32 protein-coding genes are annotated in these 25,549 nt (G+C 70.7%); 23 read left to right on the top strand and 9 right to left on the bottom strand.

Annotation, left to right across the window (positions count from 1 at the left end; translation table 11 throughout):
* The first annotated feature begins 71 nt into the window (after positions 1-71).
* The gene (locus tag J5Y10_RS08210) at positions 72-698 is read left to right on the top strand and encodes a hypothetical protein (protein ID WP_209372563.1); all 627 of its coding nucleotides are present in this window, start codon (positions 72-74) and stop codon (positions 696-698) included.
* On the top strand, positions 695-1,636 hold the full coding sequence (gene msrQ, locus J5Y10_RS08205; protein WP_490384321.1) for a protein-methionine-sulfoxide reductase heme-binding subunit MsrQ: 942 nt from the start codon (positions 695-697) through the stop codon (positions 1,634-1,636). Before J5Y10_RS08210 ends, msrQ begins: the two co-directional genes overlap by 4 nt.
* A gap of 64 nt (positions 1,637-1,700) precedes the next feature.
* Here the strand turns inward: msrQ and J5Y10_RS08200 are convergent, their stop codons facing one another.
* On the bottom strand, positions 1,701-2,330 hold the full coding sequence (locus tag J5Y10_RS08200; RefSeq protein WP_209372559.1) for a hypothetical protein: 630 nt from the start codon (positions 2,328-2,330) through the stop codon (positions 1,701-1,703).
* Between the two features lie 99 nt (positions 2,331-2,429).
* Between J5Y10_RS08200 and J5Y10_RS08195 the strand changes: the two genes are divergently transcribed.
* From J5Y10_RS08195 to J5Y10_RS08180, 4 genes are all read left to right on the top strand, one after another.
* Positions 2,430-3,140: a ribonuclease activity regulator RraA gene (locus J5Y10_RS08195; protein WP_209372557.1), complete on the top strand. Its 711-nt coding sequence runs from the start codon at positions 2,430-2,432 to the stop codon at positions 3,138-3,140.
* The gene (locus J5Y10_RS08190; protein ID WP_209372555.1) at positions 3,137-4,087 is read left to right on the top strand and encodes a dihydrodipicolinate synthase family protein; all 951 of its coding nucleotides are present in this window, start codon (positions 3,137-3,139) and stop codon (positions 4,085-4,087) included. The genes J5Y10_RS08195 and J5Y10_RS08190 overlap by 4 nt, the downstream gene beginning before the upstream one ends.
* A 119-nt stretch (positions 4,088-4,206) precedes the next feature.
* Positions 4,207-4,356 (top strand): hypothetical protein, encoded by a 150-nt coding sequence (locus J5Y10_RS08185; protein ID WP_209372553.1) that lies wholly within the window; start codon positions 4,207-4,209, stop codon positions 4,354-4,356.
* A gap of 12 nt (positions 4,357-4,368) precedes the next feature.
* Positions 4,369-4,842 (top strand): DUF2171 domain-containing protein, encoded by a 474-nt coding sequence (locus tag J5Y10_RS08180; protein ID WP_209372551.1) that lies wholly within the window; start codon positions 4,369-4,371, stop codon positions 4,840-4,842.
* Between the two features lie 165 nt (positions 4,843-5,007).
* Here J5Y10_RS08180 and J5Y10_RS08175 read toward each other — a convergent pair whose 3' ends face one another.
* A complete protein-coding gene (locus J5Y10_RS08175; protein WP_245214449.1) occupies positions 5,008-5,337 on the bottom strand; it encodes a hypothetical protein in 330 nt (109 codons plus the stop codon).
* A gap of 56 nt (positions 5,338-5,393) precedes the next feature.
* On the opposite strand from J5Y10_RS08175, the gene J5Y10_RS08170 reads away from it, so the two are divergent.
* Entirely contained in the window at positions 5,394-5,843 is a 450-nt protein-coding gene (locus J5Y10_RS08170) for a MaoC/PaaZ C-terminal domain-containing protein (protein WP_209372550.1), read from the top strand.
* Positions 5,844-5,920: 77 nt separating this feature from the next.
* Here J5Y10_RS08170 and fusA read toward each other — a convergent pair whose 3' ends face one another.
* From fusA to J5Y10_RS08155, 3 genes are all read right to left on the bottom strand, one after another.
* Positions 5,921-8,002 carry an elongation factor G gene (fusA, locus tag J5Y10_RS08165; protein WP_209372548.1) on the bottom strand — a complete coding sequence of 694 codons (2,082 nt, stop codon included), beginning with the start codon at positions 8,000-8,002 and terminating at the stop codon, positions 5,921-5,923.
* A 330-nt stretch (positions 8,003-8,332) separates the two neighbouring features.
* Entirely contained in the window at positions 8,333-8,749 is a 417-nt protein-coding gene (gene dksA, locus J5Y10_RS08160; protein ID WP_209372546.1) for an RNA polymerase-binding protein DksA, read from the bottom strand.
* A gap of 139 nt (positions 8,750-8,888) precedes the next feature.
* Positions 8,889-9,311, bottom strand: a complete 423-nt coding sequence (locus tag J5Y10_RS08155; protein ID WP_209372544.1) for a flagellar assembly protein FliX — start codon at positions 9,309-9,311, stop codon at positions 8,889-8,891.
* Between the two features lie 191 nt (positions 9,312-9,502).
* Here J5Y10_RS08155 and J5Y10_RS08150 point away from each other — a divergent pair, with 191 nt between their 5' ends.
* From J5Y10_RS08150 to J5Y10_RS08115, 8 genes are all read left to right on the top strand, one after another.
* A complete protein-coding gene (locus tag J5Y10_RS08150; RefSeq protein WP_209372542.1) occupies positions 9,503-10,585 on the top strand; it encodes a flagellar basal body P-ring protein FlgI in 1,083 nt (360 codons plus the stop codon).
* Positions 10,585-10,869, top strand: a complete 285-nt coding sequence (locus J5Y10_RS08145; RefSeq protein WP_209372541.1) for a rod-binding protein — start codon at positions 10,585-10,587, stop codon at positions 10,867-10,869. The genes J5Y10_RS08150 and J5Y10_RS08145 overlap by 1 nt, the downstream gene beginning before the upstream one ends.
* Positions 10,866-11,297, top strand: a complete 432-nt coding sequence (locus tag J5Y10_RS08140; RefSeq protein ID WP_209372539.1) for a hypothetical protein — start codon at positions 10,866-10,868, stop codon at positions 11,295-11,297. The genes J5Y10_RS08145 and J5Y10_RS08140 overlap by 4 nt, the downstream gene beginning before the upstream one ends.
* An 80-nt stretch (positions 11,298-11,377) precedes the next feature.
* Entirely contained in the window at positions 11,378-12,181 is an 804-nt protein-coding gene (locus J5Y10_RS08135; RefSeq protein ID WP_209372537.1) for a RibD family protein, read from the top strand.
* The gene (locus J5Y10_RS08130) at positions 12,178-13,179 is read left to right on the top strand and encodes a zinc-dependent alcohol dehydrogenase (RefSeq protein WP_209372535.1); all 1,002 of its coding nucleotides are present in this window, start codon (positions 12,178-12,180) and stop codon (positions 13,177-13,179) included. The genes J5Y10_RS08135 and J5Y10_RS08130 overlap by 4 nt, the downstream gene beginning before the upstream one ends.
* Before the next feature lie 25 nt (positions 13,180-13,204).
* Positions 13,205-13,621, top strand: a complete 417-nt coding sequence (locus J5Y10_RS08125; protein WP_209372533.1) for a 6-pyruvoyl trahydropterin synthase family protein — start codon at positions 13,205-13,207, stop codon at positions 13,619-13,621.
* Entirely contained in the window at positions 13,618-14,673 is a 1,056-nt protein-coding gene (locus J5Y10_RS08120) for a glycosyltransferase family 4 protein (protein WP_209372531.1), read from the top strand. The genes J5Y10_RS08125 and J5Y10_RS08120 overlap by 4 nt, the downstream gene beginning before the upstream one ends.
* Positions 14,670-15,533 carry a class I SAM-dependent methyltransferase gene (locus J5Y10_RS08115; protein ID WP_209372529.1) on the top strand — a complete coding sequence of 288 codons (864 nt, stop codon included), beginning with the start codon at positions 14,670-14,672 and terminating at the stop codon, positions 15,531-15,533. Before J5Y10_RS08120 ends, J5Y10_RS08115 begins: the two co-directional genes overlap by 4 nt.
* A gap of 56 nt (positions 15,534-15,589) precedes the next feature.
* Here J5Y10_RS08115 and J5Y10_RS08110 read toward each other — a convergent pair whose 3' ends face one another.
* The 3 genes from J5Y10_RS08110 to J5Y10_RS08100 all read right to left on the bottom strand — a co-directional run bounded on the left by J5Y10_RS08110 (position 15,590) and on the right by J5Y10_RS08100 (position 19,623).
* Positions 15,590-16,339 (bottom strand): hypothetical protein, encoded by a 750-nt coding sequence (locus J5Y10_RS08110; protein ID WP_209372526.1) that lies wholly within the window; start codon positions 16,337-16,339, stop codon positions 15,590-15,592.
* Positions 16,340-16,889: 550 nt separating this feature from the next.
* Positions 16,890-18,026: a bifunctional 2-methylcitrate synthase/citrate synthase gene (locus J5Y10_RS08105; RefSeq protein WP_209372524.1), complete on the bottom strand. Its 1,137-nt coding sequence runs from the start codon at positions 18,024-18,026 to the stop codon at positions 16,890-16,892.
* 67 nt (positions 18,027-18,093) lie between these two features.
* Positions 18,094-19,623, bottom strand: a complete 1,530-nt coding sequence (locus tag J5Y10_RS08100) for an MmgE/PrpD family protein (protein WP_209372522.1) — start codon at positions 19,621-19,623, stop codon at positions 18,094-18,096.
* A 100-nt stretch (positions 19,624-19,723) separates the two neighbouring features.
* Here J5Y10_RS08100 and J5Y10_RS08095 point away from each other — a divergent pair, with 100 nt between their 5' ends.
* The 8 genes from J5Y10_RS08095 (at position 19,724) to J5Y10_RS08060 (ending at position 24,876) form a co-directional block, all read left to right on the top strand.
* A complete protein-coding gene (locus tag J5Y10_RS08095; RefSeq protein ID WP_209372520.1) occupies positions 19,724-20,653 on the top strand; it encodes a LysR family transcriptional regulator in 930 nt (309 codons plus the stop codon).
* Between the two features lie 35 nt (positions 20,654-20,688).
* Positions 20,689-22,071 carry a dihydroorotase gene (locus J5Y10_RS08090; protein ID WP_209372518.1) on the top strand — a complete coding sequence of 461 codons (1,383 nt, stop codon included), beginning with the start codon at positions 20,689-20,691 and terminating at the stop codon, positions 22,069-22,071.
* Positions 22,072-22,076: 5 nt separating this feature from the next.
* The gene (locus J5Y10_RS08085; RefSeq protein ID WP_209372516.1) at positions 22,077-22,250 is read left to right on the top strand and encodes a hypothetical protein; all 174 of its coding nucleotides are present in this window, start codon (positions 22,077-22,079) and stop codon (positions 22,248-22,250) included.
* A complete protein-coding gene (locus J5Y10_RS08080) occupies positions 22,247-22,516 on the top strand; it encodes a hypothetical protein (protein WP_209372515.1) in 270 nt (89 codons plus the stop codon). Before J5Y10_RS08085 ends, J5Y10_RS08080 begins: the two co-directional genes overlap by 4 nt.
* A gap of 88 nt (positions 22,517-22,604) precedes the next feature.
* Positions 22,605-23,573 (top strand): N-carbamoyl-D-amino-acid hydrolase, encoded by a 969-nt coding sequence (locus tag J5Y10_RS08075; RefSeq protein WP_209372514.1) that lies wholly within the window; start codon positions 22,605-22,607, stop codon positions 23,571-23,573.
* A gap of 72 nt (positions 23,574-23,645) precedes the next feature.
* Complete coding sequence (locus J5Y10_RS08070; RefSeq protein WP_209372513.1) at positions 23,646-23,948, top strand: hypothetical protein; 303 nt, start codon at positions 23,646-23,648, stop codon at positions 23,946-23,948.
* A 98-nt stretch (positions 23,949-24,046) separates the two neighbouring features.
* Positions 24,047-24,511 (top strand): hypothetical protein, encoded by a 465-nt coding sequence (locus tag J5Y10_RS08065; RefSeq protein ID WP_209372512.1) that lies wholly within the window; start codon positions 24,047-24,049, stop codon positions 24,509-24,511.
* A 68-nt stretch (positions 24,512-24,579) separates the two neighbouring features.
* A complete protein-coding gene (locus J5Y10_RS08060; protein ID WP_209372511.1) occupies positions 24,580-24,876 on the top strand; it encodes a hypothetical protein in 297 nt (98 codons plus the stop codon).
* A 16-nt stretch (positions 24,877-24,892) separates the two neighbouring features.
* Here J5Y10_RS08060 and J5Y10_RS08055 read toward each other — a convergent pair whose 3' ends face one another.
* Positions 24,893-25,534: an aspartate/glutamate racemase family protein gene (locus tag J5Y10_RS08055; RefSeq protein WP_209372510.1), complete on the bottom strand. Its 642-nt coding sequence runs from the start codon at positions 25,532-25,534 to the stop codon at positions 24,893-24,895.
* Positions 25,535-25,549 lie beyond the last annotated feature (15 nt).

Genomic DNA, 25,549 nt, shown 5'->3' with positions numbered 1-25,549 from the left:
TGTCACGGGAAGCGGGCTTGCACCCGCTCCAGGCACTGCCACGTTAACCTGCGACAAACTGGAGCGACCTCATGAACCGGCGCGGCGTTCTGCTCGGCCTCTCGGCCCTCTCTCTCGCGGGTGCCCTGCCCGCACTGGCGCAGGTCACGGCGGCCCAGGTCACCCCACCGCGCCGGATCCGCGGCACCATCCAGTCGATCAACGGTCAGGAAATGGTTGTGGCAACGCGGGAAGGGAGCACGGTGGCGCTGCGCCTGGCCGACAATGTCGGCGTCTCCGCGCTGCGGCGGATGACCCTTGCGGACGTGAAGCCCGGCAGCTTCATCGGTACGGCGGCCGAGCCCGGACCGGACGGGGTGCTGCGCGCCCTGGAGGTGCTGGTCTTCCCGGAAGCCATGCGCGGCACCGGCGAGGGCCATTTTGCCTGGGACCTCACACCCAGTTCCTCAATGACCAACGCCACGGTGGATTCGGCGGTGGAGGGCAATGACGGTCGCAGCCTGACGCTGACCGCGCGCGGACAGCAGGTGAAGGTGGTGGTTCCGCCCGATGTGCCGGTGGTGACGCTGATCCCAGGCGCGATGGAGGACCTGAAGCCCGGCGCCCAGGTCTTCCTCTCCGCGACGACGGCGGCCGACGGCACCCTCAACGTTGCCCGGGTCACCGTGTCCCGGGACGGCGTGGTACCGCCGATGTGAGCGAGGCGGCCCTCCCCTCCCCCACCGCCCGGCCGCGCCGGGCCCGGCGGGACGTCCCGCCGCCGCCGAAGCACGGCCCCTGGCCCTGGCTTGACCGGGGCGGGCGCTTCTCGGTCTTCAAGTCAGCCGTCTTGCTGGGGTGCTTGGCCCCGGCGCTCTGGCTCGTCTGGCTATGGGCGAGTGGAGGGATGGGGCCGGAGCCCCTGGCACTGGCCACGCATGAGACCGGCGACTGGTGCATCCGCTTTCTTCTCATCAGCCTGGTCGTCACCCCGGCGCGCTGGGTGCTGGACTGGCCGCGCGCGATGCAGGTGCGGCGGATGATCGGGCTGGCGGCGCTGGGCTATGCCCTCGTGCACCTCGCCCTTTACATCGGGAACGAGAACCTCCGCCTCTGGCACGTGGTGCTGGAGATCGTAAAGCGGCCCTACCTTTCCATCGGCTTCACGGCGCTGATCGGGCTGGCGGTACTGGGTTGGACCTCGACCGACACGGCCCTGCGGCGCCTCGGCCGTGAATGGAAGCCGCTTCACAAGCTGGTCTATCCGATCATCGCGCTGGGGATCCTGCACTTCTACATTCAATCGAAGATCAATGTGTCGGAGCCGGTGCTGATGACCGGCTTCTTCCTGTTCCTTCTCCTCTGGCGGGTGGTCCCGTCCCGGTGGAGGGCGCTGCCCTGGCCCCTTTTCGCCATGGCACCGCTGGCGGCGGCCGGAGCAGCGGGGCTGGAGTATCTCTGGTACGCGCTGGCGACGAACCTTCCGGCCGCGGAGATCTTCAAGGCGAATTTCGACCTCGAATTCGAGATCCGGCCGGCCGTCTGGGTGCTGGTTGCCGGCCTTGCCGCCGCCGCGATCTCGGGGGTTTGGTGGGGCCTTCGGCAGGTCTTTCGAGGAAGCCCGAACCTGGCCAAGTCACAACGCATTCACGAATGATCTGCGGCTGAAATGAGAACCGCCCCGGTCGGATCGGCCGGGGCGGTTAGGGAACGATAAGGCTCTACGATCCCGAAGGGCCCGCTGGGGCTCCGGCGGCTGCGGCCTGGGGGGATGAGGGCTGCGGTGCCGGGGAGGCTGGAGGCGCCGCAGCAGGAGGTGCCGCTGAGGCAGCCCTGGCAGCCTCCACCGGCTTGCCGGCCTCTTCCGGCTTCGCCGCAGCATCGGCCGGGGCGCCGGGCATGCACCGGACCGTGCCCGGGTTGAACCGCGCTGGGGTGGGCACCGTGCCAAGCGGGCAGGCCAGCTGCCGGTGGCTAGCCGGAGCGAGATCCGCGTGCCAGCCGGCCACATCGGCATCCACGCCCGTGCCAGCACCCCCACGCGCGACCCCGCGCCCATCGCACCGACCGGGCCGGCCGCGCGCGGGCGTGCCGCCATTGGGGCAGAGCCAGCGGGCGATGGAGGCGCGGTCCATCACCATCACCTGCTGCAGCCGGCCCCCGCCAGTGCTGAGGCTGGTGTCCAGGCGCGGCGGCTCGGTCCTAGGACCAGGCGTCACTTGGAAGAAGCGCCTCTCCTGCGCCTGGGCCGCTTCGGGCCACAGGGCCGGTCCGGCCAGCAGCGCCCCCAGGCTGAGGCCGACGAGACAACGGGTGCCGATCATGCCGCGGCAGATGGTGCGGCGCGGCACTCTAACCAACCCCGACCCGCAACCTTTTGCGCCGAAGCTTGACGCAGCACCGCCACCGCGCGAATCCCGGAACAGATAGCGCGACCGGAGGAGACCCGCTTGAACCTCGACCCCCAGATCAAGGCGGCGCTGGAAGGCGTCTCCACGGCCACCCTCACGACGGTGCTGCTCAAGAAGGGCCTCCGCAACGTCTGGATGCGCGGCACCCGGCCTATTCGGGAAGGCCAGCCCCGCCTGGTCGGCCGCGCCTTCACCCTGCGCTTCGTCCCGGCACGGGAGGATTTGGCGACCCCGGCCTCCTGGTCCAACCCGATCTCGACCCGCGCCGCCATCGAGGCGATGCCGGAGGGCTGCATCGCCGTGGTGGACGCCATGGGCTGCACCGATGCCGGGATCTTCGGCGACATCCTCTGCGCCCGGATGGAGAAGCGGGGCGTCGCCGCCCTCATCACGGATGGCGTGGTGCGTGACCTCGCGGGCGTGCTCGGCACCGGCCTCCCGGTGTGGTGCCAGGGCGCGGCGGCCCCGCCCTCCGTCGCCGGCCTGACCTTCGTGGCCTGGGACCAGCCGATCGGCTGCGGCGGGGTGGCCGTTTTTCCGGGTGACGTGGTGGTGGTGGACCAGGACGGCGCCGTGCTGATCCCCCAGGACCTGCTGGAGGCCGTGGTGGCCGATGCGGTGGAGCAGGAGCGGCAGGAGACCTGGATCATGACCCAGGTGGATAGCGGCGCCTCCCTCCCCGGCCTCTATCCCCCGAACGCCGAGAACAAGGCGCGCTACGAGGCCTGGAAGAAGGAGCAGCAGGCATGACCGACCTGACGGCGGCCAAGGGCGTCTACGCCATCGCCCCTACCGCCTTCCACGAGGACGGGTGGGTCGATGAGGCCTCCAATGACCGCTACACCGACTTCTGCGTCGAGAGCGGCTGCACCGGCATCACCGTGCTGGGCGTGATGGGCGAGGCCCCGAAGCTGGACATGACGGAGAGCGTCTCCCTCGCCTCCCGCATGATCAAGCGGGCCGGAATTCCCGTCATCGTCGGCGTGTCCGCGCCGGGCTTTGCCGCCATGACCTCCCTGACGAAGGCGGTCATGGATGCGGGCGCTGCGGGGGTGATGATCGCACCGCCGAACACGCTGCGGACGGACGACCAGATCGTCGGCTACTACGCCCAGGCGGCGGAGGCGATCGGGACGGACGTGCCCTTCGTGGTCCAGGACTTCCCGCAGACCTTCAGCGTGATCATGACCCCCGGCGTGATCCGCCGGATCGTCCAGGCCAGCCCGAACTGCGTGATGATCAAGCACGAGGACTGGCCGGGGCTGGAGAAGATTTCCGCCCTGCGCGGCTTCGAGGCGGACGGATCGATGAAGCACATCTCCATCCTTTGCGGGAATGGTGGCCTCTTCATCGACTTCGAGTGCGAGCGCGGGGCGGATGGCGCCATGACCGGCTATGCCTTCCCCGACATGCTATCCGACCTGGTTCGCCTGCAGGCCGAGGGAAAGCGGGACGAGGCGCACGACCTGTTCGACGCCCATCTGCCTCTCCTGCGCTACGAACAGCAGCAAGGGCCGACGGGCCTTGCGGTTCGCAAGTACGTGCTGATGCGGCGTGGCGTCCTGGCCAGCGACGCCCAGCGCCGCCCCGGCGTGGCCCTCTCGGCCAAGGCACGGGCGGAGGTGGACTACCTGCTCTCCCGCGTGGCGCGCTTCGACAAGCGGGCCGATGTGGGCGGGATCAGCCGCGCCGCCTGACGTTCTAGACGCCGCAACAGCGACTCTCCCTCTCGCGTTGAACCACCGTTCCACGGTTCACGCGGGAGGTTTGCCGTGGCTGATAAGAAAAAGAGCACCTACGACGACATGCTGGCCAGATGCCCTCGGCCGGTAACAGCAAGGGTGGCGGCAACAGCAAGCCGGGCGGTGATCCCGGCGACATCGTCGGCAACGTGAAGCTGCGTGGCGCGGATCCCTCCTCCAACAACCGGGGCCGCGGCGAGACGTCTCGGTCCGACGGGCGCTAGGGGAGCTGGACCATGGCGAATGCTGACAAACTCGCCGCCGGCGAGATCGCGGACCGTATGCCCGTCATCGGCAGCGGCGGCGAGCCATTCGGCATTGTCGACCATGTCGAGGGCGACTTCATCAAGCTCGCCAAGAGCGACCCGACCTCGGGCGGAGTGCATCGCTACATACCCCGGAGCACGGTGGCCGGGCTCGACGGGGGCGTCGTACGCCTTTCCATGCCGGCGGAGCAGGCGAAGGGCTCGGCCGCACCGCGTCCGGCGTGCCACGCTACATGTAGGTCAGCCCTCGAGCGGCGGCGGGAAGTCCTCGGGGCGGTGACGGTGGATATGCCGCTGCCGCCTCAGCCCCCTCCGCCGAAGGATCGGCGCGGCGAGCAGGAGCGGTGCTGTCAGGATCGCCAGGACTCCGGAGAGCGCCGCCACCCCTCTCGGCGCCAGCATGGCCGAGGCAGCGGCGAACCCCATGGTCGTGGCATTCACTAAAACCGCCGCGACCCACCAGCGCCGGGCGAGGTTTTCCAGGGCTTCGGCGGCCCCCGGCGGCTCAGGTTCGAGCGTATAAGGCCTGCCATCGCGGCCCACCTCATAGAGGCGGCCCGGATCGGGCTCGAAGCCCGCGGGGCGTTCCGGGTGAGAAGCCCGCAAGCCTTAACGGCGGATGATCACGAAGGCCGGCATGCCAGGGCCACCGCCCGGCCGCCCCCCGGCGCGGCGCGCACGCCACCAGAGCGTCGCAAAGCCGACCAACCCGGCCACGATTACCACGGGAATCAGCAGACCCAGCAGCAGCACGGCGGAGGCCGCCATCACCAGGCCGCCCGCGACCACGGCGGCCAGCACCGCTGCCCCGCCCAGCCGGATCAGCACCCGGTCCAGCCGGGAGCCGCGGCGCGGAGCCTGCGGCGCGTCGCGGAATTCACCCTCCGGCGTCATATCGAGGACCGGGGGCTGGTGTGGAGCCTGGAGCATGATTGGCATGTTGCCGCGCTTCATCGCGGCTTCAAGGGGCCCCCCGGCGGGATTAGAGGAAGGGCATGAGCCCTCCACGCCTGCGTTCCCTCAATGAGCTGCACCCCGGCGACCGCTATGAGCTGGGGCGCCTCTCCCTCTCTCTCGCGGAGATCCGTGAGTTTGCCGAGCGCTACGACCCTCAGCCCTTCCACCTGGATGAAGAGGCGGCAAAGGATTCGGTTTTCGGCACGGTGGTGGCGGCGGGGCTGCACACCCTCTCGGCCTGTTTCGGGCTGTTGATGGGCGGGCCACTTCTCCGCGACATCAGCCTTGCCGGGTCTGCCATGGATGTCCGCTGGCCCGCTGCCCTGCGGCCGGATGAGGAGGTCGTGGTGACCGTGGAAGTGGTGGAGGTGAAAACCTCCCGTGCGCGGAATGACCGCGGCTCCGCCCGGCTGCGCTACGTGGCGACCCGGGTGGCGGACGGGGTCATCGTGCTGGACGCGACCGGGCTGCACCACCTCAGGCGCTGAAACGCGAACGGCGCGGGCGATGTCTCGCCCGCGCCGTCCGGAAGGGGTCCGGCCCCGCCGAAGCGGGGCCGGGAGGATCAGGCCGAAGCCTTCATGATCTCGTCCGCCACGTTGCGCGGCACCGGATCATAGTGGTGGAACTGCATGGAGAAGGAAGCGCGCCCCTTCGTCATGCCGCGCAGGTTGGAGATGTAACCGAACATCTCCTTCAGCGGAACATGGGCCCGGATGATAACCGAGGTCGAGGCCATGTCCTGGCTCTGGATCACGCCGCGGCGACGGTTCAGGTCGCCCACCACGTCGCCGACATGGTCGGAGGGGGTGGTCACCTCCACGTCCATGATCGGCTCCAGGATCACCGGGCCGGCCTTCTTCATGCCCTCGCGGAAGCAGGCCTTGGCGGCGATCTCGAAGGCCAGGGCCGACGAGTCGACGTCGTGGTACTTGCCGTCCACCAGGCTGTACTTGAAGTCCACCGTCGGGAAGCCGGCGAGCACGCCCGTGTCGGCCTGGACCTTGATGCCCTTCTCGACGGCCGGGATGTACTCCTTCGGCACCGAGCCGCCGGCGGTGGCGTTCACGAACTCGATGCCCGTGTTCCGCTCCTTCGGCTCGAAGACGACCTTCACCTCGGCGTACTGGCCCGAGCCACCCGACTGCTTCTTGTGGGTGTAGGTCTCGGTATGCGACTTGGTGATCGTCTCGCGATAGGCCACCTGCGGGGCGCCGATATTGGCGTCCACGCCGTACTCGCGCTTCAGGCGGTCGATGATGATCTCGAGGTGCAGCTCGCCCATGCCGGACAGGATGGTCTGGCCGGTCTCCTGGTCGGTCTTCAGGCGCAGCGAGGGGTCCTCGCCGGCCAGCTTCTGCAGCCCGAGGGTCATCTTCTCGACGCCCTCCTTCGTCTTCGGCTCGACCGAGATGTCGATCACGGGCACCGGGAAGGCCATGCGCTCGAGCACCACCGGGTCCTCGGCCGAGGCCAGCGTGTCACCCGTGCCGGTGTCCTTCAGGCCAACGAAGGCCGCGATGTCGCCGGCGGAGACCTCCTTGATCTCCTCGCGCTTGTCGGCATGCATCTGGAACATGCGGCCGACGCGCTCCTTACCGTCCTTGGTCGTGTTCAGGACCGTGTCACCGGTCTTGAGCACGCCGCGGTAGACGCGGACGAAGGTCAGGTTGCCGTACTTGTCGTTGATGATCTTGAAGGCCAGGCCGGCGAAGGGCGCGTCCTCGCGGGCGGGGATCACCCGGCGCTCGGCGGTCTCGTCCTCGCCCTCCTCCGGGGCCACCTTGATGCCCTCGATGTCCACCGGGGACGGCAGGTAATCGATCACGCCGTCGAGCAGGGGCTGCACGCCCTTGTTCTTGAAGGCGGAGCCGCAGAAGACCGGGCGGAACTCGCCGGAGATCGTGCCCTTCTTGATGGCGCGCTTCAGGGTCGCGACGGAAACGTCGCCCTTGTCGAAGTACTCCTCCATGGCCGCGTCATCGGCGCCGAGAACGGCGTCGAGCAGGGTCTGGCGGTACTCGGCGGCCTTGTCCTTCAGGTCGTCCGGGATCGGGGCCTCGTGGTACTTGGCGCCCAGCTCGTCGCCTTCCCAAATCAGCGCCTTCATCTCGACCAGGTCGACGATGCCCTTCAGGGTGTCCTCGATGCCAATCGGGAGCTGCAGGGCCACCCAGTTGATGCCGAGCTTCTCGGTCAGGGTCGCGGCGGCGCGGTAGAAGTCGGCGCCGGTGCGGTCCAGCTTGTTGATGAAGATAATGCGGGGGACGTTGTACCGGTCCGCCAGGCGCCAGTTCGTCTCGGACTGCGGCTGCACGCCGGCCACGCCCTCGATGATGAACACCGCGCCGTCGAGCACGCGGAGGGAGCGGTTCACCTCGATGTTGAAGTCGATGTGGCCCGGGGTGTCGATGACGTTGATCCGGTGGTCGTTCCACTCGGCCGTCACGGCGGCGGAGGTGATCGTGATCCCCCGCTCACGCTCCTGCTCCATGTAGTCCGTGGTGGTGTTGCCCTCGTGGACCTCACCGATGCGATGGTTCTTGCCGGTGTAGTAGAGGATCCGCTCGGTCGTGGTGGTCTTGCCCGCGTCGATATGCGCGGTGATGCCGATATTGCGGATGCGATCGAGAGGGGTGCGCGCCACTTGGGCCTCCGTTGGTCGCGGCCCCCGGTGGGGCAATGGCCGCGAAGGTAATGCGGCTCGGCCGCGTCATGGTCATGCGGCTCGCCGCCGCTTGGGTCGCTCGGCGGTGTGGCCGCGCGGCGGGCGTTCCGGATGTGGCGTAACGGGCCGTGGCGATCCATCGCCGCGCCCGTGACCTGATCCGACCTGCCTGATGCCGCCGGGCGCCGCTACCGCGCCCGTACTGCGGGCGGACACATGCTCTCTCGGGCGACGTTTTGCAAGCTTCCCGAGGGGCGTTAGAGCTGCCTGGGCCGCAAATCAGGGCCGCGAGTGCCTTACCGAGACCGTTCAATCGTCCCGGTGGACGCGCTCCATGCGCTCGTGGCGCTCCTGGGCCTCGATGGACAGGGTAGCGATCGGGCGGGCCTCCAGGCGGCGCAGACCGATCGGCTCACCGGTCTCCTCGCAGTAGCCGTAGGTGCCGTTGTCCACCCGCTCCAGCGCCTGGTCGATCTTGGAGACGAGCTTGCGGGCCCGGTCGCGGGTCCGGAGTTCCAGGGCCCGGTCGGTCTCGACGCTGGCCCGGTCCGTCAGGTCGGCTTCCACGATTCCGCCCTGCCCCATGGAGGAGAGGGTCTCGCCGGCCTCACGCAGGAGGTCCTGGCGCCAGCGCAGCAGCTTCTGCCGGAAATAGGCGAGCTGCCGGGGGTTCATGAAGGCCTCGTCTTCCGAGGGCTTGTAATCCGGCGGCAGGGTGATGAGCATGGCTTGCATCCCGATGGCCTGGCCCCGACCACTCCGGTCCCCCCGGCCGGTCTGGCAGCCGCGTATAGCGACGGCACCGCGAGCAAAACAAGGGGAACGCCCTGCCGGGCGGGCGCCCACGGCTTTCCTTCGCGGCTTTTCACGTTCCTGCAACCATTATGCCACGGCGCGCCAGCTCCACGCGAGCACGCAGGGCGATGCCGGCCAGCGCGTCCGCCAGCATGGGGTCGTCGGGCGACTCGCCCTCGGCCAGGGCTGCCAACCGGGCCAGGCCATCAGGATCGGCCACGCCGCGCAGCAGCCCGGCCTGCATGGCCGAGAGCTCCTTGAGCAGGTCCCGCGCCCGGGCGGCGCCGCGCCGGTCCCGCTCCGCTGCCTCGTCTGTCGCCTGCACAACGAGAAACCCGACCGCTGCCACGGAGGCCGTGGGCCCTGACTCCCGCGCCTCCGACGCCGATAGGGCAGCATCCGGCAGACGGAAGGCCCCGCCCGCGCGTGCCGCGGCGCGCGGCCGCTGCGACCCTGCCGCCCACCCGACACCGCCGATCCCCACCATACCCATCGCAGCCTCCTGCCGCCTCTTGCCGCCGCGCCCCGACGCTTTCTGCCGCGCGGGGGAAGGGAACTCCCCTCCCCCGGCAAAGCCTGCCGTCCCATCCCCGCCAGGCCCTGGCACGGGCGTTGCGCTCGGGGACGCAGGATTTGTTGGAGGCCAGCTTGCCCCGGACCGGTTTCCGAAGCGCGAAGACGGCGATGATCCTTTTCCTCGCCCTGCTCTGGCCGGCGCTGGCGGCCGCGCAGGTGCGGATCAAGGACATCGCGGATATCGAGGGCATCCGGGACAACCAGCTCGTCGGCTACGGGCTCGTGGTCGGGCTGCCCGGCACCGGGGACCGGTTGCGGTCGGCGGTGTTCACGCGCCAGTCGCTGGTCGGGATGCTGGAACGGCTGGGGGTGAACACGCGCGACCAGGAGACGAAGCTGGACACGCGCAACGTGGCCGCGGTGATGGTCACGGCGAACCTGCCGGCCTTCGCCCGGCCAGGCAGCCGGCTGGACATCGCCGTGTCCTCCCTCGGCGACGCCACGAACCTCACCGGCGGGACGCTGCTGGTCACGCCGCTGCTCGGTGCTGACGGGGAAGTCTATGCGGTAGCGCAGGGTGCCGTGGCCACCGGAGCCATCGCGGCACGCGGCCAGGCCTCCTCCGTGCAGCGGGGCGTGCCGACCTCCGCCCGGATTTCCTCCGGTGCGGTGGTGGAGCGGGAGCTGCCCTTCCAGCTCGCGGGACGCGACCGCATCCGCCTCTCCCTCCGCAACCCGGACCTGACCACGGCGCAGCGCATGGCCGCCGCCATCAACCACGTGGCGGGCGCAGGCAGCGCGACGGCAACGGACCCGCGCACGGTGGTGCTGCTGGCGGGCGGCCGGGACGTGGCGCGGCTGCTGACGGAAATAGAAGGTATCCGCGTGGAGCCCGATCAGGCGGCGAAGGTGGTGATCGAGGAAGCCTCGGGCACCATCGTCATGGGCGCCAATGTCCGCGTCTCCACGGTCGCCATCGCGCAGGGCAACCTCACCATCCGCGTGACGGAGACGCCGCAGGTGAGCCAGCCCGCCCCCCTTTCCAGCGGCCAGACGGCGGTGGTGCCGCGCAGCGGGATCGAGGTCGACGACGCGCGCGACCGGCGTCTTGGCATCCTGCCGCGGTCCGTTACGCTGGAGGAGTTGGTGCGCGGGCTGAATTCCCTCGGCGTCGGGCCGCGCGACCTCATCACCATCCTGCAATCCGTGAAGGCGGCCGGCGCGCTGCAGGCCGAGCTGGAGGTGCGGTGATGGAAGCCGCTGCCGCCGCCGCTACGCACGCCGCGCTCGCCCGCGTGGCCCGCCGCTTCGAGATGCAGGCGCTCGGCGCGCTTCTCAAGCCGGTTTTTGGCGCGGCGCCGAAGGGGCTTCTCTCCGCCGGTGCTGCGGAGGAGCAGTGGCGGCCGATGCTCGTCGAGCAGTATGCCCAGGGCTGGTCGAACAAGGGCGGGGTGGGCATCGCCAACGCCGTGTACCGCGAATTGCTGCGCGCGCAGTCCGCCGCGCAGGGCCTCCAACCCGGAGAGACCGCATGAACCAGACCCCTGCCCCCATCGTCCAGGCGCTTCTCGTGGCCGGCCAGCGCCTGGCGGAGGCGCTGCGCGCGGAGAACGAGGCCTTGGGACGGCTGGACCTCGGCCGCGCCGCGACACTTGCCACCGCGAAGGTGCAGGCGAGCGACGCCTTCGCTGCCGCCTATGGCGCCGCGACGAAGACCGGCACTGGCCCGGCGGGCATGGCGGGCGAGCTGCGCACGGCGGCGGAGCGGCTCGCGCTGGGGCTGCGCGACCTCTCCGACGAGAACCGGCGCTTGCTGGAGCGCGCTATTACCTTGCAGTCCCGGGTGATCGAGACGATCGCGGGCGCGGCCATCCCTGCGAGCAGACCTGCTACCTATGGTGGCCTGGGCCAGCGCGCGTTGCCGCGGCAGGTGCCATCCCTCGCCCTCGCCGCCAGGGCCTGAAACACTGGCGTGAACGCGTTTCGCCGTGCGTGGGGCGGGCTGCTGGCGCGGCGCGCGGCGCTGGGGCATAGCTGCGGGGAATGAACGCCACGGCGGACAGTGCATCGGAACAGGCCTGGGCGGCGCTGCTGGCGCGGCGCGCCGGTGATGTCGCGCCCCTGCCGGAGCATCCTCTGTCCTCTCTCTTCGCGCCCGTTCTCGCCGGCGGCGCGGGAATGGATGGATGCACGCTTGTCGGGCGCCTGGCGCAGACGCTGGATGGGCGAATCGCCACGGCCGGCGGTTCCAGCCAGTGGATCGGCGGGCGCGGCGACATCCTCCACACGCACCGTCTGCGCGCGCTGTGCGACGCGGTGCTGGTGGGCGCGGGCACGGTGGAGAAGGACGATCCGCGCCTGACGACGCGCGAGGTGGCGGGGGTGAACCCGGTCCGCGTGGTGCTCGATCCGCGGCGGCGTCTGGCACCGTCGCACCGCATCTTCTGCGACGGCGACCCGCGGACGCTGCTCGCCTGCCTGGAGGATGCGGCCGGCGGGGATCGCCACGGGGCGGCGGAGGTACTGCGCCTTCCGCGCGGCGCGGAGGGGATGGATTTGGCCGCGCTGCTGCGCGCCCTGCACGCGCGGGGCCTGTCCCGGCTGTTCGTGGAGGGCGGGGGGATCACGGTTTCCGCCTTTCTCGCCGCGGGCCTGCTGGATCGGCTGCACGTCACGATCGCACCCGTCATCCTCGGCTCCGGCCGGGCGGCCTTCATCCTGCCGGAGGCCGGGCGCATCGCCGACGGCCTGCGCTTCAACTGGACACCTTATCCCCTGGAGGGCGGCGACATCCTTTTCGACATCCCCCTGCGCCGCACGCGCCCGCGCGTCTGCGAGGGCGCTTGACCGCCGCCGCCGCTGGCACCGCCACAGCCTTCTGGACCACCGGCCCCGGCGAGGGCGCGATCCACGGCGAGACGCTGCGGCCCCCCGGACCGGGGGAGGTGCTGGTGCGGACCCTCGCCAGCGGCATCAGCCGCGGCACGGAGCGATTGGTGTTCAACGGCCGCGTCCCGGAGAGCGAGTGGGCGCGCATGCGCGGCCCGATGCAGGCCGGCGCCTTTCCCTTTCCCGTGAAGTACGGCTACGCGGCGGTGGGCGTGGTGGAGGAAGGTCCGGAGGAGTGGCTGGGTCAGCGCGTCTTCTGCCTGCACCCCCACCAGGACCGGTTCGTCGCGCCGGTTTCCATGTGCGCCATCGTGCCGGACCGGGTGCCGGAGTGGCGCGCGGTGCTGGCCGCGAACATGGAAACGGCGCTGAACGTGATCTGGGACGCGCAGCCCCTGGCGGGTGAGCGCGCGCTGGTGATCGGTGCTGGGGTGGTCGGGCTGCTCTGTGCCTGGTTGCTGTCGCGCTTCCCGGCGCTGGAGCTGGCGGTGGCCGATCCCGACCCGCTGCGCGCGCCCGTCGCACAGCGCCTGGGGCTTCGGCTGGTGGCGCCGGAGGACGCGCCTGACAACCGGGACCTGATCCTCCACGGCTCCGGGAATCCGGAAGGGCTGCGGACCGCGCTGCGCTGTGCGGGCTTCGAGGCGCGGATCCTGGAAGCGTCCTGGTTTGGTGCCGCGGAATGCGCCCTGCCGCTGGGCGAAGCCTTCCACGCCCATCGCGTCACCTTGCGGTCCACCCAGGTCGGGCATGTCGCGGCGCCGATGCGCGGGCGGCGCAGCCATGCGGAGCGGATGGCGCTCGCCCTCTCCCTTCTTGCAGATCCGGCGCTGGACGCGCTCTGCGGCCCCATGGTCGCCTTCCGCGACCTGCCGCGGGCCATGCCCGGCCTGCTCGGCGCCCCGCCCGAGGGGGAGGCGGCGCCGTTGCTGCCCGTCGTCACCTATGAACCCTGACCTGCGAACCTTGGACGAGATCCCGATGTACAGCCTGACCGTCGCCGACCACGTGATGATCGCGCACTCCTTCAAGGGAGAGGCCTTCGGCCCCGCCCAGCGCGTTCACGGCGCGACCTTCGTGGTGGAGGCGGAGTTCCGCGCGCCGGCGCTGGACAACGCCAACCTGCTGGTGGACATCGCCGCGGCCCGCGTGGAGCTGCGCCGCACCCTCGACAGCTTCGACTACGACAACCTGGACAACCTGCCCCAGTTCGCCGGCCAGAACACGAGCACGGAGTTCCTCTGCTTCCACGTCCACGGCCTGCTCTGCGCCGCGCTCGCGCAGGGGAAGCTGGGCGAGGGCGGCAAGGCCGTGCAGTCGGTAAAGGTGCTGCTTCGGGAGAGCCCGCTGGCCTGGGCGTCCTATGACGCCCCGCTTCGGAAGGCCGCAACGGCGTGAGGCTCGTCCTCGCCGTCCCGGCGCCGCTCTCCGCTACGAGCGGCGGCTATGCCTATGATCGGCGCATCCTCGAGGGACTGCGCGCGGCCGGCCACGAGATGCGCGTGGAGGAAATGCCCGGCCGCCATCCCCTGCCGGACGCGGAGGCGGAGGCCGCCGCGCGCGGCGTGGTGGACCGGCTCCTCGCGACGGAGGCGCTGGTGGTGGACGGGCTCGGCCTACCGGCCTTCGCGCCGATCGCTGCATCCCCTGCCCTCGCCCGGGCCGTCGGACTGATCCACCACCCCACGGCGCTGGAAACCGGCTTCTCCGAGGAGGAGCGCGAGGCCTTGCGGGCGCGTGAGCGCGAGCTCTTCCCCCGCCTGGGACGTCTAGTCACCACTTCCCGCCTCACGGCGCAGCGGCTGGCGCCGGAGTTCGGCGCCGATCCCGGGCGCATCGGCACGGTTGAGCCGGGCACCGATCCCGCGCCGCGCGCCCGGGGCTCCGGCGGCCCGGGCTGCGCCATCCTCTCTGTGGGCACGGTCGTGGCACGCAAGGGATATGACGTGCTGCTGCGCGCGCTCGGGCGGCTGACAGACCTGGAGTGGCGCCTCACCGTCGCCGGGCCTGTGCGCGACGCGGTCCATGCCGAGGGGCTGCGCGCCCTCGCGGAGGAACTGGGCATCGCGCAGCGCGTCGCCTTCGCCGGCGAGGTGGAGGGCGCGGCGCTGGAAGCGCTGTACGACAGAGCCGACCTCTTCGCCTCTGCAAGCCACTGGGAGGGATATGGGATGGCCGTGGCGGAGGCGCTGGCGCGGGGCCTGCCGCTGGCCGTTACCGCCGGCGGTGCGCTGGCCGACCTGGCGCCGCGCGACGCTGCCGTGATCGCGGCGCCCGGTGACAGCAACAGCCTGTCCCGCGCCATGCGCCGGCCAATCTTTGATGCCGGGCTGCGCGAGGCGATGGCGGATGCCGCCTGGCGCGCCGGGGAGCGCCTGCCGCGCTGGTCCGACCGGGCGGAGGCCTTCGCCCGCGAGATCGAGGCCGCCATGTCCGGAGCCGGGGCATGAGCGAGAGCTTCGACGCGGACTGGCTCGAGCTGCGGGAGCCCTTCGACGCGCGCGCGCGCGATTTCGACTTGGCCTTCGCCCTTTCCGCGGCCTTGCCGGCAAGGCCGCGGCTGCTCGACCTCGGGGCGGGCACGGGCAGCCTGTTCCGCTGGCTCGCGCCCCTGCTGAACCGGCCGCAGGCCTGGACCCTGGTGGATGCGGACGTCACCCTCATCGAGTTCGCGTTCGACACTATTGCCATGCGCGCGGTGGAGGTGGGCTTCGAGGTCTCGGCGCCGAACAAGCGCACGCTGCTCGTCCACACGCCCTCCGGCGCCTGGCGGGTGGATGGCCTGGTGCGGGACCTGGCCGACGCGCCGGACGGGCTGCCGCTGGGCAAGGCGGACGGCGTGGTCTGCTCGGCTCTCCTCGACCTGGTGTCCCGCCGCTGGGCGGAGCGGGTGGCAGAAGGCCTGCGCCTGCCCTTCTACGCGGCGCTGAACGTCGCGGGGGACGCGCGCTTCCTTCCGCCTCATCCCTCCGACGGAGCCGTGGCGCGCGGCTTCCGGCGCGACCAGCGGCGAGAGAAGGGCTTCGAAGGACCTGCCCTGGGAAGCGAGGCGGCGCGAGTCGCCGCCGCCGCCTTCCGCGCGCAGGGCTTCGGCGTGACCACCGCGCCCTCTCCCTGGCGGATCGGGCCGGCGGACACGCGCATGCTCAATGCGCTTGCGAAGGGACATGCTGAGGCCGCCCTACGCTGGACACCACGGGGCGCTGGAACGATTCGCGCCTGGTCGGCCATGCGGGCGGCGCAGGCGCGGCGTGGCGCGCTTCGCGCCGTGGTAGGGCACACGGACCTGCTTGCACTGCCCCGGCACTAGACGACGGACAAAAAAGGGGGCGCCGCGGCGCCCCCTTCGTCGTGACGGCCAGCTGATTAGGTCTGGTCGCCGGCGTTCTGCGCCTCGGTCTCCTGCGCGGGAGCCTCCTGCGCGGCGGCAGCCTCGGCCTTGCGGCGAGCGCGGGTCTCGGCGCCCTTCTTCGCGGCTTCGCTACGCGCGCTCGGCGCGGCGCTCTTCCGGGCGCCCGTGCTGCGGCTGGCAGCAGCGCGGGTGGCCGTCGTGCGGGAAGCCGGGGCCTTGCGGGCCGTCGTGCGCGCGGTGGTGGTCTTCGCCGCGGGCTTGGCAGCGGCGCGCTTCGGCGCGGCCTTGCGGGCGGTGGTGGCCGCCGCGGTGGTGCGCTTGGCGGCCGGGCGGCGCGCGGTGGCGGACTTCGCAGCGGTGCGGGCCGTGGTGGCGCGCTTCGCCGGGGCAGCGCGGCTCGCCGCGGGCTTGCGGGCCGGGGCGGCCTTCTTCGCGGCGGCGGTGCGGGTGCCCGTGGTCTTGCGCGCGGTGGTGGTCTTGCTCGCGGCGGCCTTGCGGGCGGGCGCGGCCTTGCGGGCCGGGGCGGCCTTCTTCGCCGTCGTGGTACGGGAGGCCGTGGTCTTGCGCGCGGCGGTCGTCTTCTTCGCCGCAGGGGCGGCCTTCTTCGCGGCCGGCTTCTTCGCGGCCGCAGCCTTTGTCGCCTTCGGCGCCGCCTTGGCGGCGGGCTTGGCGCGGCCGGCGGTGCTCGCCTTGCGCGTCCCGGCGCTGCGGCGCGTGGTGCTCATCGCCATGGCGGCGGCGCGGGGGGTCTGTTCATCGCTCACGTGCTGGATCTCCTGATCGTTCGTGCCTGGTGGGTTCGCGTCATGGATCGGTCTGGACCCGCGGGCGCGCCCACCTCTCGGGGGGAAGGCATCACAGGGTCTGGTTCCGCCGCGCGAGGTGATGGAGTGGCCGCGTCGTGCCGTCTCCGGCCTCGCGCTCCTGGGCGGCTCGGCGGGCGATCCTGTCGCCGCATCCCCTGCCCTTCCTCTCATCCGGCTTGAGACTTCCCGTGTACGGAAATCCAAGAACCGTCCTTTCGCGTTGCGTCGCGCCGATCACCTCCCCGTCCTTTGTCGCGTTGCTGTCCTGCCGGGTGCATCGTGACTGCACAGCCTGCTTGACAGCATAGCGCGCGAATCGCGTGGGATGGTTCTTGCGCGCTGCACGCTATCTTCAGCGTACTCCAGCTTGTCAACGAAAAGACTTTGCGCGCGCGCAGATTTTCGCGCGCATCCGACTCGCATCGTCGCACGTTGCGTCGCGCCATGCTGTCCTGTGCTGGTCGTCGCGTGCGGGCGGTGCGCGTCGTACCGCCCGCACGCGACCCCGTCAGCCGCGCTCCGCCATCGCGGGAACCGCGCGCTGCGCCGCGCCCGTGTAGTGCGAGAGCGGGCGGATAAGACGGTTGTCGGCGGCCTGCTCGATCACGTGCGCCGCCCATCCGGTGATGCGGGAGGCGACGAAGATCGGCGTGAAGAGCGGGATGTCGAAGCCCATCAGGTGGTAGGCGGGCCCTGCCGGGAAATCCAGGTTCGGGTGGATGTTCTTCTTCGTCAGCATCTCACCCGCCAGCAGGCGGGACATCTCCATCCAGCGGCGATCGCCCACCACCTCTGCCATCTTCTCGGCGTATTTCGTCATGGTGGGGACGCGGCTGTCGCCGTTCTTGTAGACGCGGTGGCCAAAGCCCATCACCAGCGCCTTGTGGTCGAAGCGGGATTGCAGCCATTCCACCGCCGCCTCCGGCTGGCCGATTTCCGTCAGCATGTGCATCACCGCCTCGTTGGCGCCGCCATGCAGCGGGCCTTTCAGCGCGGCGATGCCGCCCGTCACCGCCCCGTGCAGGTCCCCGCCGGTGGAGGTGATGAGGCGGGCGGTGAAGGTGGAGGCGTTGAACCCGTGCTCCGCGTAGAGGATGAGGGAAACGTCGAAGGCCTTCACCACCTCGGGCTGCGGCACCTTGCCGAAGACGACGTGGAAGAAGTTCTCCGCGAAGGTGAGGGAGGGATCGGGCGCCACCGGATCCAGCCCCTTGGAGGCGCGGTGGGCCGCCGCAATCGCGGTCGGGATCTTCGCCAGCAGCCGCATCGCCTTGCGGCGGGTGGCGGGCTCGGACACGTCGGCCGTGTCCGGATCCTCCATACCGAGGAAGGAGACGGCGGTGCGGATGGCGTCCATCGGGTGGGCGTCGCGCGGGAAGGCGCGGATCACCTCCAGCAGCGCCGGCGTCAGCGCGCGCTGGGAGGCCTCCTCCCGCCGGAACTCGGCGAGCTGCGTGGCGTTCGGCAGCTCCCCGTTCCAGAGGAGATAGGCGACCTCCTCGAAGGAACATTCCTCCGCCAGGTCCTGCACGGGGTAGCCGCGATAGGTGAGGCTGTTCGTCTCCGGCATCACCTTGGAGACGGCGGAAACGTCGGCGATGACGCCGACAAGGCCCTTGCGGATGTCGGGCTGGGCTTCGCTCATGGTTCTTCCTCCTGATTGTCGTTCGGTGCGGCCGCGCCGCCGGGCGGTCCGGCGGCGCGGGCCTGGCTCAGAAGATGCCGGGCCTGCCGACGGCCAGCTTGCCCTCCGGCAGGCGGACGGTGAGTTGATCCAGCTCCCCGGCCTTGAGGTTCGGCAGGTTCTCCGCCGCGGCGATGAAGCGGTCGGCCTCGGCCGCGTCCACGATCCCGTCCGTCAGGATGCGGAACTTGCGGATGTAGTCAGCGCGGCCGAAGGGCTTCGCCCCAAGCGGGTGGGCGTTGGCGACGGCCAGCTCGTCCACCAGCACCGTGCCGTCCTTCAGGGTGATCTCCACCCGGCCGCCGAAGGCGAGCTCGTTCGGGTCGCGGGAGTGGTAGCGGCGCGTCCACTCCGGATCCTCGCGCGTCTCCATCTTGTGCCAGAGGCGGACGGTGTCGGACCGGGCGGCGCGCTCCGGCGCGTAGCTGTCCACGTGGTGCCAGCGCCCGTCCTGCAGAGCGACGGTGAAGATGTACATGATGGAGTGGTCCAGCGTCTCGCGGCTGGCGGTGGGATCCATCTTCTGCGGGTCGTTGGCGCCCGTGCCGATGACGTAGTGGGTGTGATGGGAGGTATGAAGAAGGATCTTCTCCACCTGCTCCAGGTCCTTGATCTTGTCCCGCATGCGGAAGGCGAGGTCGATGAGGGCCTGGGACTGGTACTCGGCCGAGTGCTCCTTCGTGTAGCTGTCGAGGATAGCGCGCTTCGCCTCGCCTGCAGCGGGAAGGGGCACCTCGTAGTAGACGGGCTCGTACACGTCGCCCTGGTAGCGGTGGGTCCGGCCGGACAGCACCCAGGCGATCACGGAGTCCTCGCCTTCGTAGATCGGGCTCGGTGCCCCCTCCCCGCGCATGGCGCGGTCCACCGCCTCCACCGCCAGCTTTCCGGCATGGGCGGGGGCAAAGGCCTTCCAGCTGCTGATCTCGCCCTTGCGGCTCTGGCGGAAGGTCACGCTGACATGCAGGGCCTGTTGCACGGCCTGGAAGATCGTCACCTGGTCCAGCCCTAGCAGCGTGCCGAGACCGGCGGCCTGGGCGGGGCAGAGATGGGCGATATGGTCCACCTTGTGCTCGTGCAGGCAGATGGCCCGCACCAGGTCGATGTGGATCTCGTATCCCGTCGCGAGGGCCCGCATCAGCGCCGCGCCGTCCTTCTTCATGGTCTGGGCCACGGCGAGGATCGGCGGGATGTTGTCGCCGGGGTGGGAGTAGTCGGCGGCCAGGAAGGTGTCGTGCATGTCCAGCTCGCGCACCGCGGTGCCGTTCGCCCAGGCCGCCCATTCCGGCGAAACGCGGACGGAGGGATCGACGCCGAACACCGTCGCGCCGCCCGGCCGCGGATGCCCCAGCGCCATCTGGCGCGCGGAGGTGGGGGCGGAGCGGTTGATGGCCGCGATGGCAACGGCGGCGTTGTCGATCACGCGGTTGATGATCATGGCTGCCGTGTCGTGGGGCACGGCCACCGGGTCGGCGGCCACCGCCGCGATCTTCCAGGCGAGCTGGTCCTCGCGCTTCAGCAGCGCCTTGGACGGGTAGACCTTCACGGGATGCGTCTGCACCGGGCTTTCCTTCCTCTCTTGGGAGCGCGGTTCTGCACCCCGGCCGGATCATCGTCCAATCCGATTGACGGCGGCGCGCGATAGCGTTTCCGTATCGCGCATGGATTTCCGCCTCGTCCGACGCCTCGGCCATTTTCTCGCCGTCGCGGAGGAAGGGCATTTCGGGCGCGCCGCCGCCCGGCTCGGCCTCTCCCAGCCGCCGCTGACCGCGCAGATCCAGGCGCTGGAGAAGGAGCTGGGCGTGCGCCTGCTGGAGCGCACGGGACGCGGCACGCGCCCGACGCGCGCGGGAGAGGCGCTGCTGCCGCTGGCCCGTCGCCTGGCCGAGGATGCCGGCGCGCTGGAGGCGTTGGCGCGGGAGCTGCGCGCGGGCCGCCATGCGCCGGTCGCGATCGCCTGCGTCACCTCCGCCCTGTTCGATGAACTCCCGCCGCTGGTCCGCTCCATCTCCGCGGAGCGGCCGGAAGCGGCGGTTTCCGTGCGGGAGATGGACACGGCGGACGCGCTGGAGGCGCTGCGGCGCGGCGAGGTGGACATTGCCCTGTTGCGCGACGACCGCGCCCGCCCGCCCATCCGCATTCGGCCCCTGGGGGACGACCACCTCCTCGCGGCGCTGCCGGCGGGCCACGCGCTGCTCCAAGCGCCCGATCCGCTACCGCTCGCGCTGCTGGCGGACGAGCCGATGCTTCTGCTGCCCCGCGCCATCTCCCCCGCTTATGCCGATGCCATGGTCGCTGCCTGCCGAAACGCCGGCTTCGCGCCGCGGACCTTGCGGGAGGTGGGTTCGGCCATGGCGCAGCTCGGCTTCGTGGCGGCGGGGCTGGGCGTCGCCCTGGTCTCGTCCGGCATGGCGCGGCTGCGGCCGCCCGGGGTCGCCTTCCGCACGCTGGCCGGGCCGATCCGTGCCGTCGGCGTCGCCCTGGCCTGGAACGCGGAACGGGAGAGCGAGGCGGCGGGACTGGCGCTTTCCCTGGCCGAGAAGCTTTTCCCCGCACCGGGTGGGATACACCCGCCCGCCGATCTGCCCTAACCTCTCGCTGCCCCGCAGCAAAACCTGGATGCCGCATGAGCCAGCCCTATGACCGCGTGATCCTCGGTGACCTTGTCCTGCCGGAGGGGGTGATGAAGGGCGGCTACGTCGCCGTGCGCGGGGAGACCATTGCGGCCATCGGCCAGGGCGAGCCGCCGCCGGCTATGGAAACGGAGGACCAGTCCGGCCGCCTCGTCTTCCCAGGTCTGGTGGACGGCCACATGCACACGGCCAGCTCCATCGGTTGGCCGGGGATCGAGGGCGCCACCCTCTCCGCCGCTGCCGGCGGCGTGACGACCTGCGTTGACATGCCCTACGACATTCCCCTGCCCGTCACGGACGCCACGATCTTCCGCGACAAGGTGGAGTGGCTGCACCGGCTGGCCCATGTGGACGTGGCACTCTATGGCACAATCAAGAAGGATGGCGGTGTCGAGGCGATCGCTCCGCTGGCCGAGGCCGGCGCCTGCTCCTTCAAGTTCTCCACCTATGAGTACGATGCCGTGCGCTTCCCCCGGATCGAGCCGGGGCTGATGCGAGAGGCATTCGCGGAGATCGCGAAGACCAACCTCATGGTCGCGGTCCATAATGAGGACCAGGAGCTGGTGGTGAAGCTTACCGCCGAGGCGAAGGCGGCCGGGCACACCGATCCGATCTGGCACTGCCGCACCCGCCCGCCGCTGGCGGAGAACCTGGCGAACCTCGCCATCTTCGAGATCGGGCTTGAGACGGGGGCGCATGTCCACATCGCCCATTCCTCCCTCGCCCGCGGCTTCGAGATCGCGGAGGACTTCCGCTCCCACGGCGCCCGTTCCTCCGGCGAGGGATGCCTGCACTATTTCTGCATGACGGAGGATGACATCGTTCGCCTGGAGGGCTTCGGGAAGTGCAACCCGCCCTTCCGCACCGGGGATGAGGTGGAGCGCATGTGGGCCGCGCTGCTGGCCGGCAAGTGCGCCTATATCTCCACCGATCACGCCCCCTGGCAGCGCGACCGTAAGATCTACAAGGGCGACATCTTCGCTCTCGGCGCCGGGCTGACGGGGATGCAGAGCTTCGCGCCGGTCATGTTCACGCTGCTGGAGGAGCGCGGGCTCTCGCCCACTCTCATGGCCAAGTACTGCGCGGCGGAGCCGGCGCGCTACCACGGGCTGGACCCGAAGAAGGGCTCCATCGCGGTCGGCTCCGACGCCGACCTCTGCGTGATCGAGCGGGGCGACTTCACCTTCGACGAGGCGAAAATCCTGGACCGGCCGGAGTTCCGGCACTCCGCCTATCACGGCCGCGCCCTGAAGGGCCGCGTGGCCGCCACCTACCTGCGCGGCCGCCGCATCTGGGACGGCGAAGCGGTGCTGGCGAAGCCGGGCCATGGCCGCTTCGTGCCGCGCCAGCACAACCGGCCCGTGGCCCTGGCATGAGGAGAATGCGGCCGCCGGAGACACCGGGCCTGCTGATCGCGATGATCGCGGTGCTCGGCCTGGGGCTCTTCGTCGCATTCGGCCTCGGTTTCGGCGGCTTCGGGATGGCGCACTTCCTGGGGTACCTCATGATCGCCATCGCCGTTGGCGCCTTCGGATTGCTGCGGAGGCGTCGATGACGCGCTCGCTCCTCATCGCGATCGTCGGCGCGCTGCTCGGCTTCGCCGGCTGGATCTGGCTCACGGGGCCTGGCACCTCCGTGCCGAACGCGCTGATTGCCCTGGTCTGCGCGATCGCCTGCGGGCGGCTTGCCTGGTGGCTTGCGGCCCTTGTCCTGCCGGAGAGCGAGGTTCCGCCCCCCGCGCCGATCCCGCCGCCAACGGGCCGCCGTGCCCCGCCGCCGGCGGACGCGGCCCCCTGGCGCAAGCCCGAGGGGCGGGACTAAACCGCCGCCGCCCCGGGCTGGGCGCAGGATCCATCTATTATATGTGCGCAGGCCGCGGGAGCGGCGCGCACCCGAGAGGACGTAGAGCATGACCCGCCGCCTCACCGTCGCCGCCGCGCAGCTCGGCCCCATCCAGAAGGCGGAGGGCCGCGACGTCTCCGTGGGCCGCATGGTCCGGCTGATGGAGCGCGCACACCAGCGCGGCGTGGAGGTGGTGGTCTTCCCGGAGCTGGCGCTGACAACCTTCTTCCCGCGCTGGTACGAGGAGGACATCGCCGCCGCCGACGACTGGTACGAGACCGCGCTCCCCTCGAACCAGACCGCCCCGCTCTTCGAGGCGGCGCGGAAATACAACATCGCCTTCCACCTCGGTTATGCCGAGAAGACGCCGGACGGGCGCCGCTTCAACACCGCCGGTTTCTTCCACCCCTCGGGCGAGATGGTGCTGAAGTACCGCAAGGTGCACCTGCCCGGGCACAAGGATTACGATCCGGTCCGCACGGTGCAGCACCTGGAGAAGCGCTATTTCGAGGTGGGCGACCTCGGCTTCCCCGTGGTGCGGGCGCCGGTCGGCGGCGCGGGGCCGGTGAACGTCGGCATGCTCATCTGCAACGACCGCCGCTGGCCAGAGGCCTGGCGCGTGCTGGGGCTGCAGAGCGTCGAGCTGGTCATGCTCGGCTACAACACGCCGAGCCTGAACCAGGACAACCGTGGCTTCGAGGCGCATCACCTCCGCGTGCTGCACTCTCACCTGTCCATTCAGGCGGGCTGCTACCAGAACGCCTGCTTCGGGGTCGCCACGGCGAAGGCAGGGGTTGAGGACGGGCACGAGCTGTTCGGCCATTCCATCATCGTCAACCCGCAAGGCGAGATCATGGCCCAGGCCACCTCCTGGGACGACGAGCTGATCACCGCGGATCTCGACCTCGGCATGTGCGAGCTCGGACGGAGCACAATCTTCAACTTCGCCGCCCATCGCCGCGTAGAGGCCTATGGCCGCATCACCGGGCAGACGGGGGCGGAGGCACCGCAGGACTGGGCGCCCTCGGCCGGCTGAGGCGTCGGCGCTTGCCGTTCCCCGGCCCGAACCTTTCGGCGCCGGGCCGCGTTGAAGGGGCGGAGGTACCTCATGCGCCGCACCCTTCTCGTTCTCACCGTTCTTTCCATGCCGCTCGTCACTGGAGCCGCCCAGGCCGCCAGCCCCGCCCAGGAGCAGGCGCAGCGGCAGGTGGAGAGTGACCAGCGCCAGGACCGCGTTACCGAAGTGGCCCGCGACCTGGAGCGCGGCGGCCCCAGCACGCCCGGCGTGGTGGACGACATGAATCGGACACGCCCGACGCTGGAGCCGGGCCGCATCGAATCGCGCAACGCCTCCCCCCAGCAGCCCGGCGGCACGAATCTTCCGTTGCTGAGCGATAACCCCCAGCGCTGAGGCCGCCCCGGATCGGCCATGCCGGCGCCGCAACGTCGACACGGAAGGGGCGTTTCCTCCCCACATGGCCCACTGCGGGCCGAATTCTGGAGGATGCCATGCGCCGTCGCGCCCTGCTGACGATCCCCCTTGCCCTGGTCGCCCTCGGCGCCGCGCCCGCTGGCGCGCAGGACATCAACGGGCTGGTAGGCGAGGCCCTGCGCCAGTTCGGCGGCAACCGGGATGACGGCATCCGCCGTGCGGAGGATGAGGATCGCCGGCGCCGCGACGAAGCCCGGCGTGACAGCGACGAGGAGCGCCGCTGGGCCGGCGAACGCGACCGCCGCCGCGGGGAGGAGGAGCGCATGGAGGCCGAGCGCCGCCGCGAGGCCTGGGAGCGCGACCGGGCGCGGCGTGAGAGCCGCGGCGAGCGTATATCTCCGGACGAGCGCGCCCGCTTTGACCGTGACCGCCAGTCCTTCGACCGCGACCGTCAGGCAGCGGATCGGCAACGCCAGCTTGACGACCAGCAGCGCCGTCTCGACGACGAGCGCCGTCGTCTCGCGGACGAGCGGCGGCGCTGAGCAGCGCCGGCGGGCGGACGGGCAACCCCCGCCCGCCAACTTGCGTTGCATGGGCAGGAGATCACCCCATGCTGAAGCGAACCCTTGCCGTTCTAGCCGTAGCAGGCCTCGCCGCCGTGGGTGCTCCGGACGCGCGCGCGGAGGACACCTTGTTCGGCAACCTCTTCGGCCGCCTTAGTAGCTCCGAGGCGCCCAAGGCAGGTGAGAGCCAGGACATGCGCGACCGGGAGCGTGAGACGCGTAACCTGCGGCGTGAGTACTGGGAGCGCGAGCGGGCGCGCATGTCACAGAGCGCGGCGGCCCAGCCAACGCCCGGAGCGGCACTTTCGACGGATGTGTCCAGCCGCAGCCTCGCCGCCCGTTAGGCCGGCAGGCGCACCCTCAGCTGACGGTGAGCAGTGCCTGCGCGGCAACGGCCGCGCACGGCTCGATCACCGGGACGCCAAGTTCTTCTTCCAAGTAGCCGCGGTGACTGGCCATGCCGGTGCAGCCCAGCACCACGGCCCTGCTCCCTGCCTCAACCAGCTTTCGCCCGGCCTTCATCAGCGCCGTGCGCGGGGCCTCCGGGTCCGTGAGGGCGGCCATCGGCAGGTTCAAAGCCTCCGAACCGGACAGACGGGATTCAACGCCGAGCGAGAGGAGCACGCGGCGCTGCCGCTCCTTGCTGGCATCGACGAAGGCGATGACGCCGAAGCGATCCGTGCGCGCAAGGGCAGCGAGCACGGAGGCGCGGAAGGGCCCGAGCACCGGCCGGTCCGTAATCTCCCGCACCGCCTCGACGCCAGGATCCGAGACGCAGGCGATGACATAGGCGTCGGCAGGTTCCGCCTGGACTACGTCGCAGAGCGGCAGCGCCACGCTGTACCAGTCGCGCCAGGAAGCGATGGCGTCAGGCCCATCCTTCAGCTGCACCGTGTCGAAGCGGGCGTAGCCAGGCTTGGCATAGGGCGCGACCGCTGCGGCGATCCCAGCCGTACAGGCGGCATCCTTGTTCGGGTTGATCACGAGAATGCGCCGTTCCATCCCGCAAGGGTGATG

Origin of the sequence: Roseomonas indoligenes, assembly GCF_017813365.1 — a bacterium.
GTDB classification, from domain to species: domain Bacteria; phylum Pseudomonadota; class Alphaproteobacteria; order Acetobacterales; family Acetobacteraceae; genus Roseomonas; species Roseomonas indoligenes.
The sequence above is the reverse complement of the archived record's forward strand: the minus strand, read 5'-3'. Positions and strand labels throughout refer to the sequence as shown.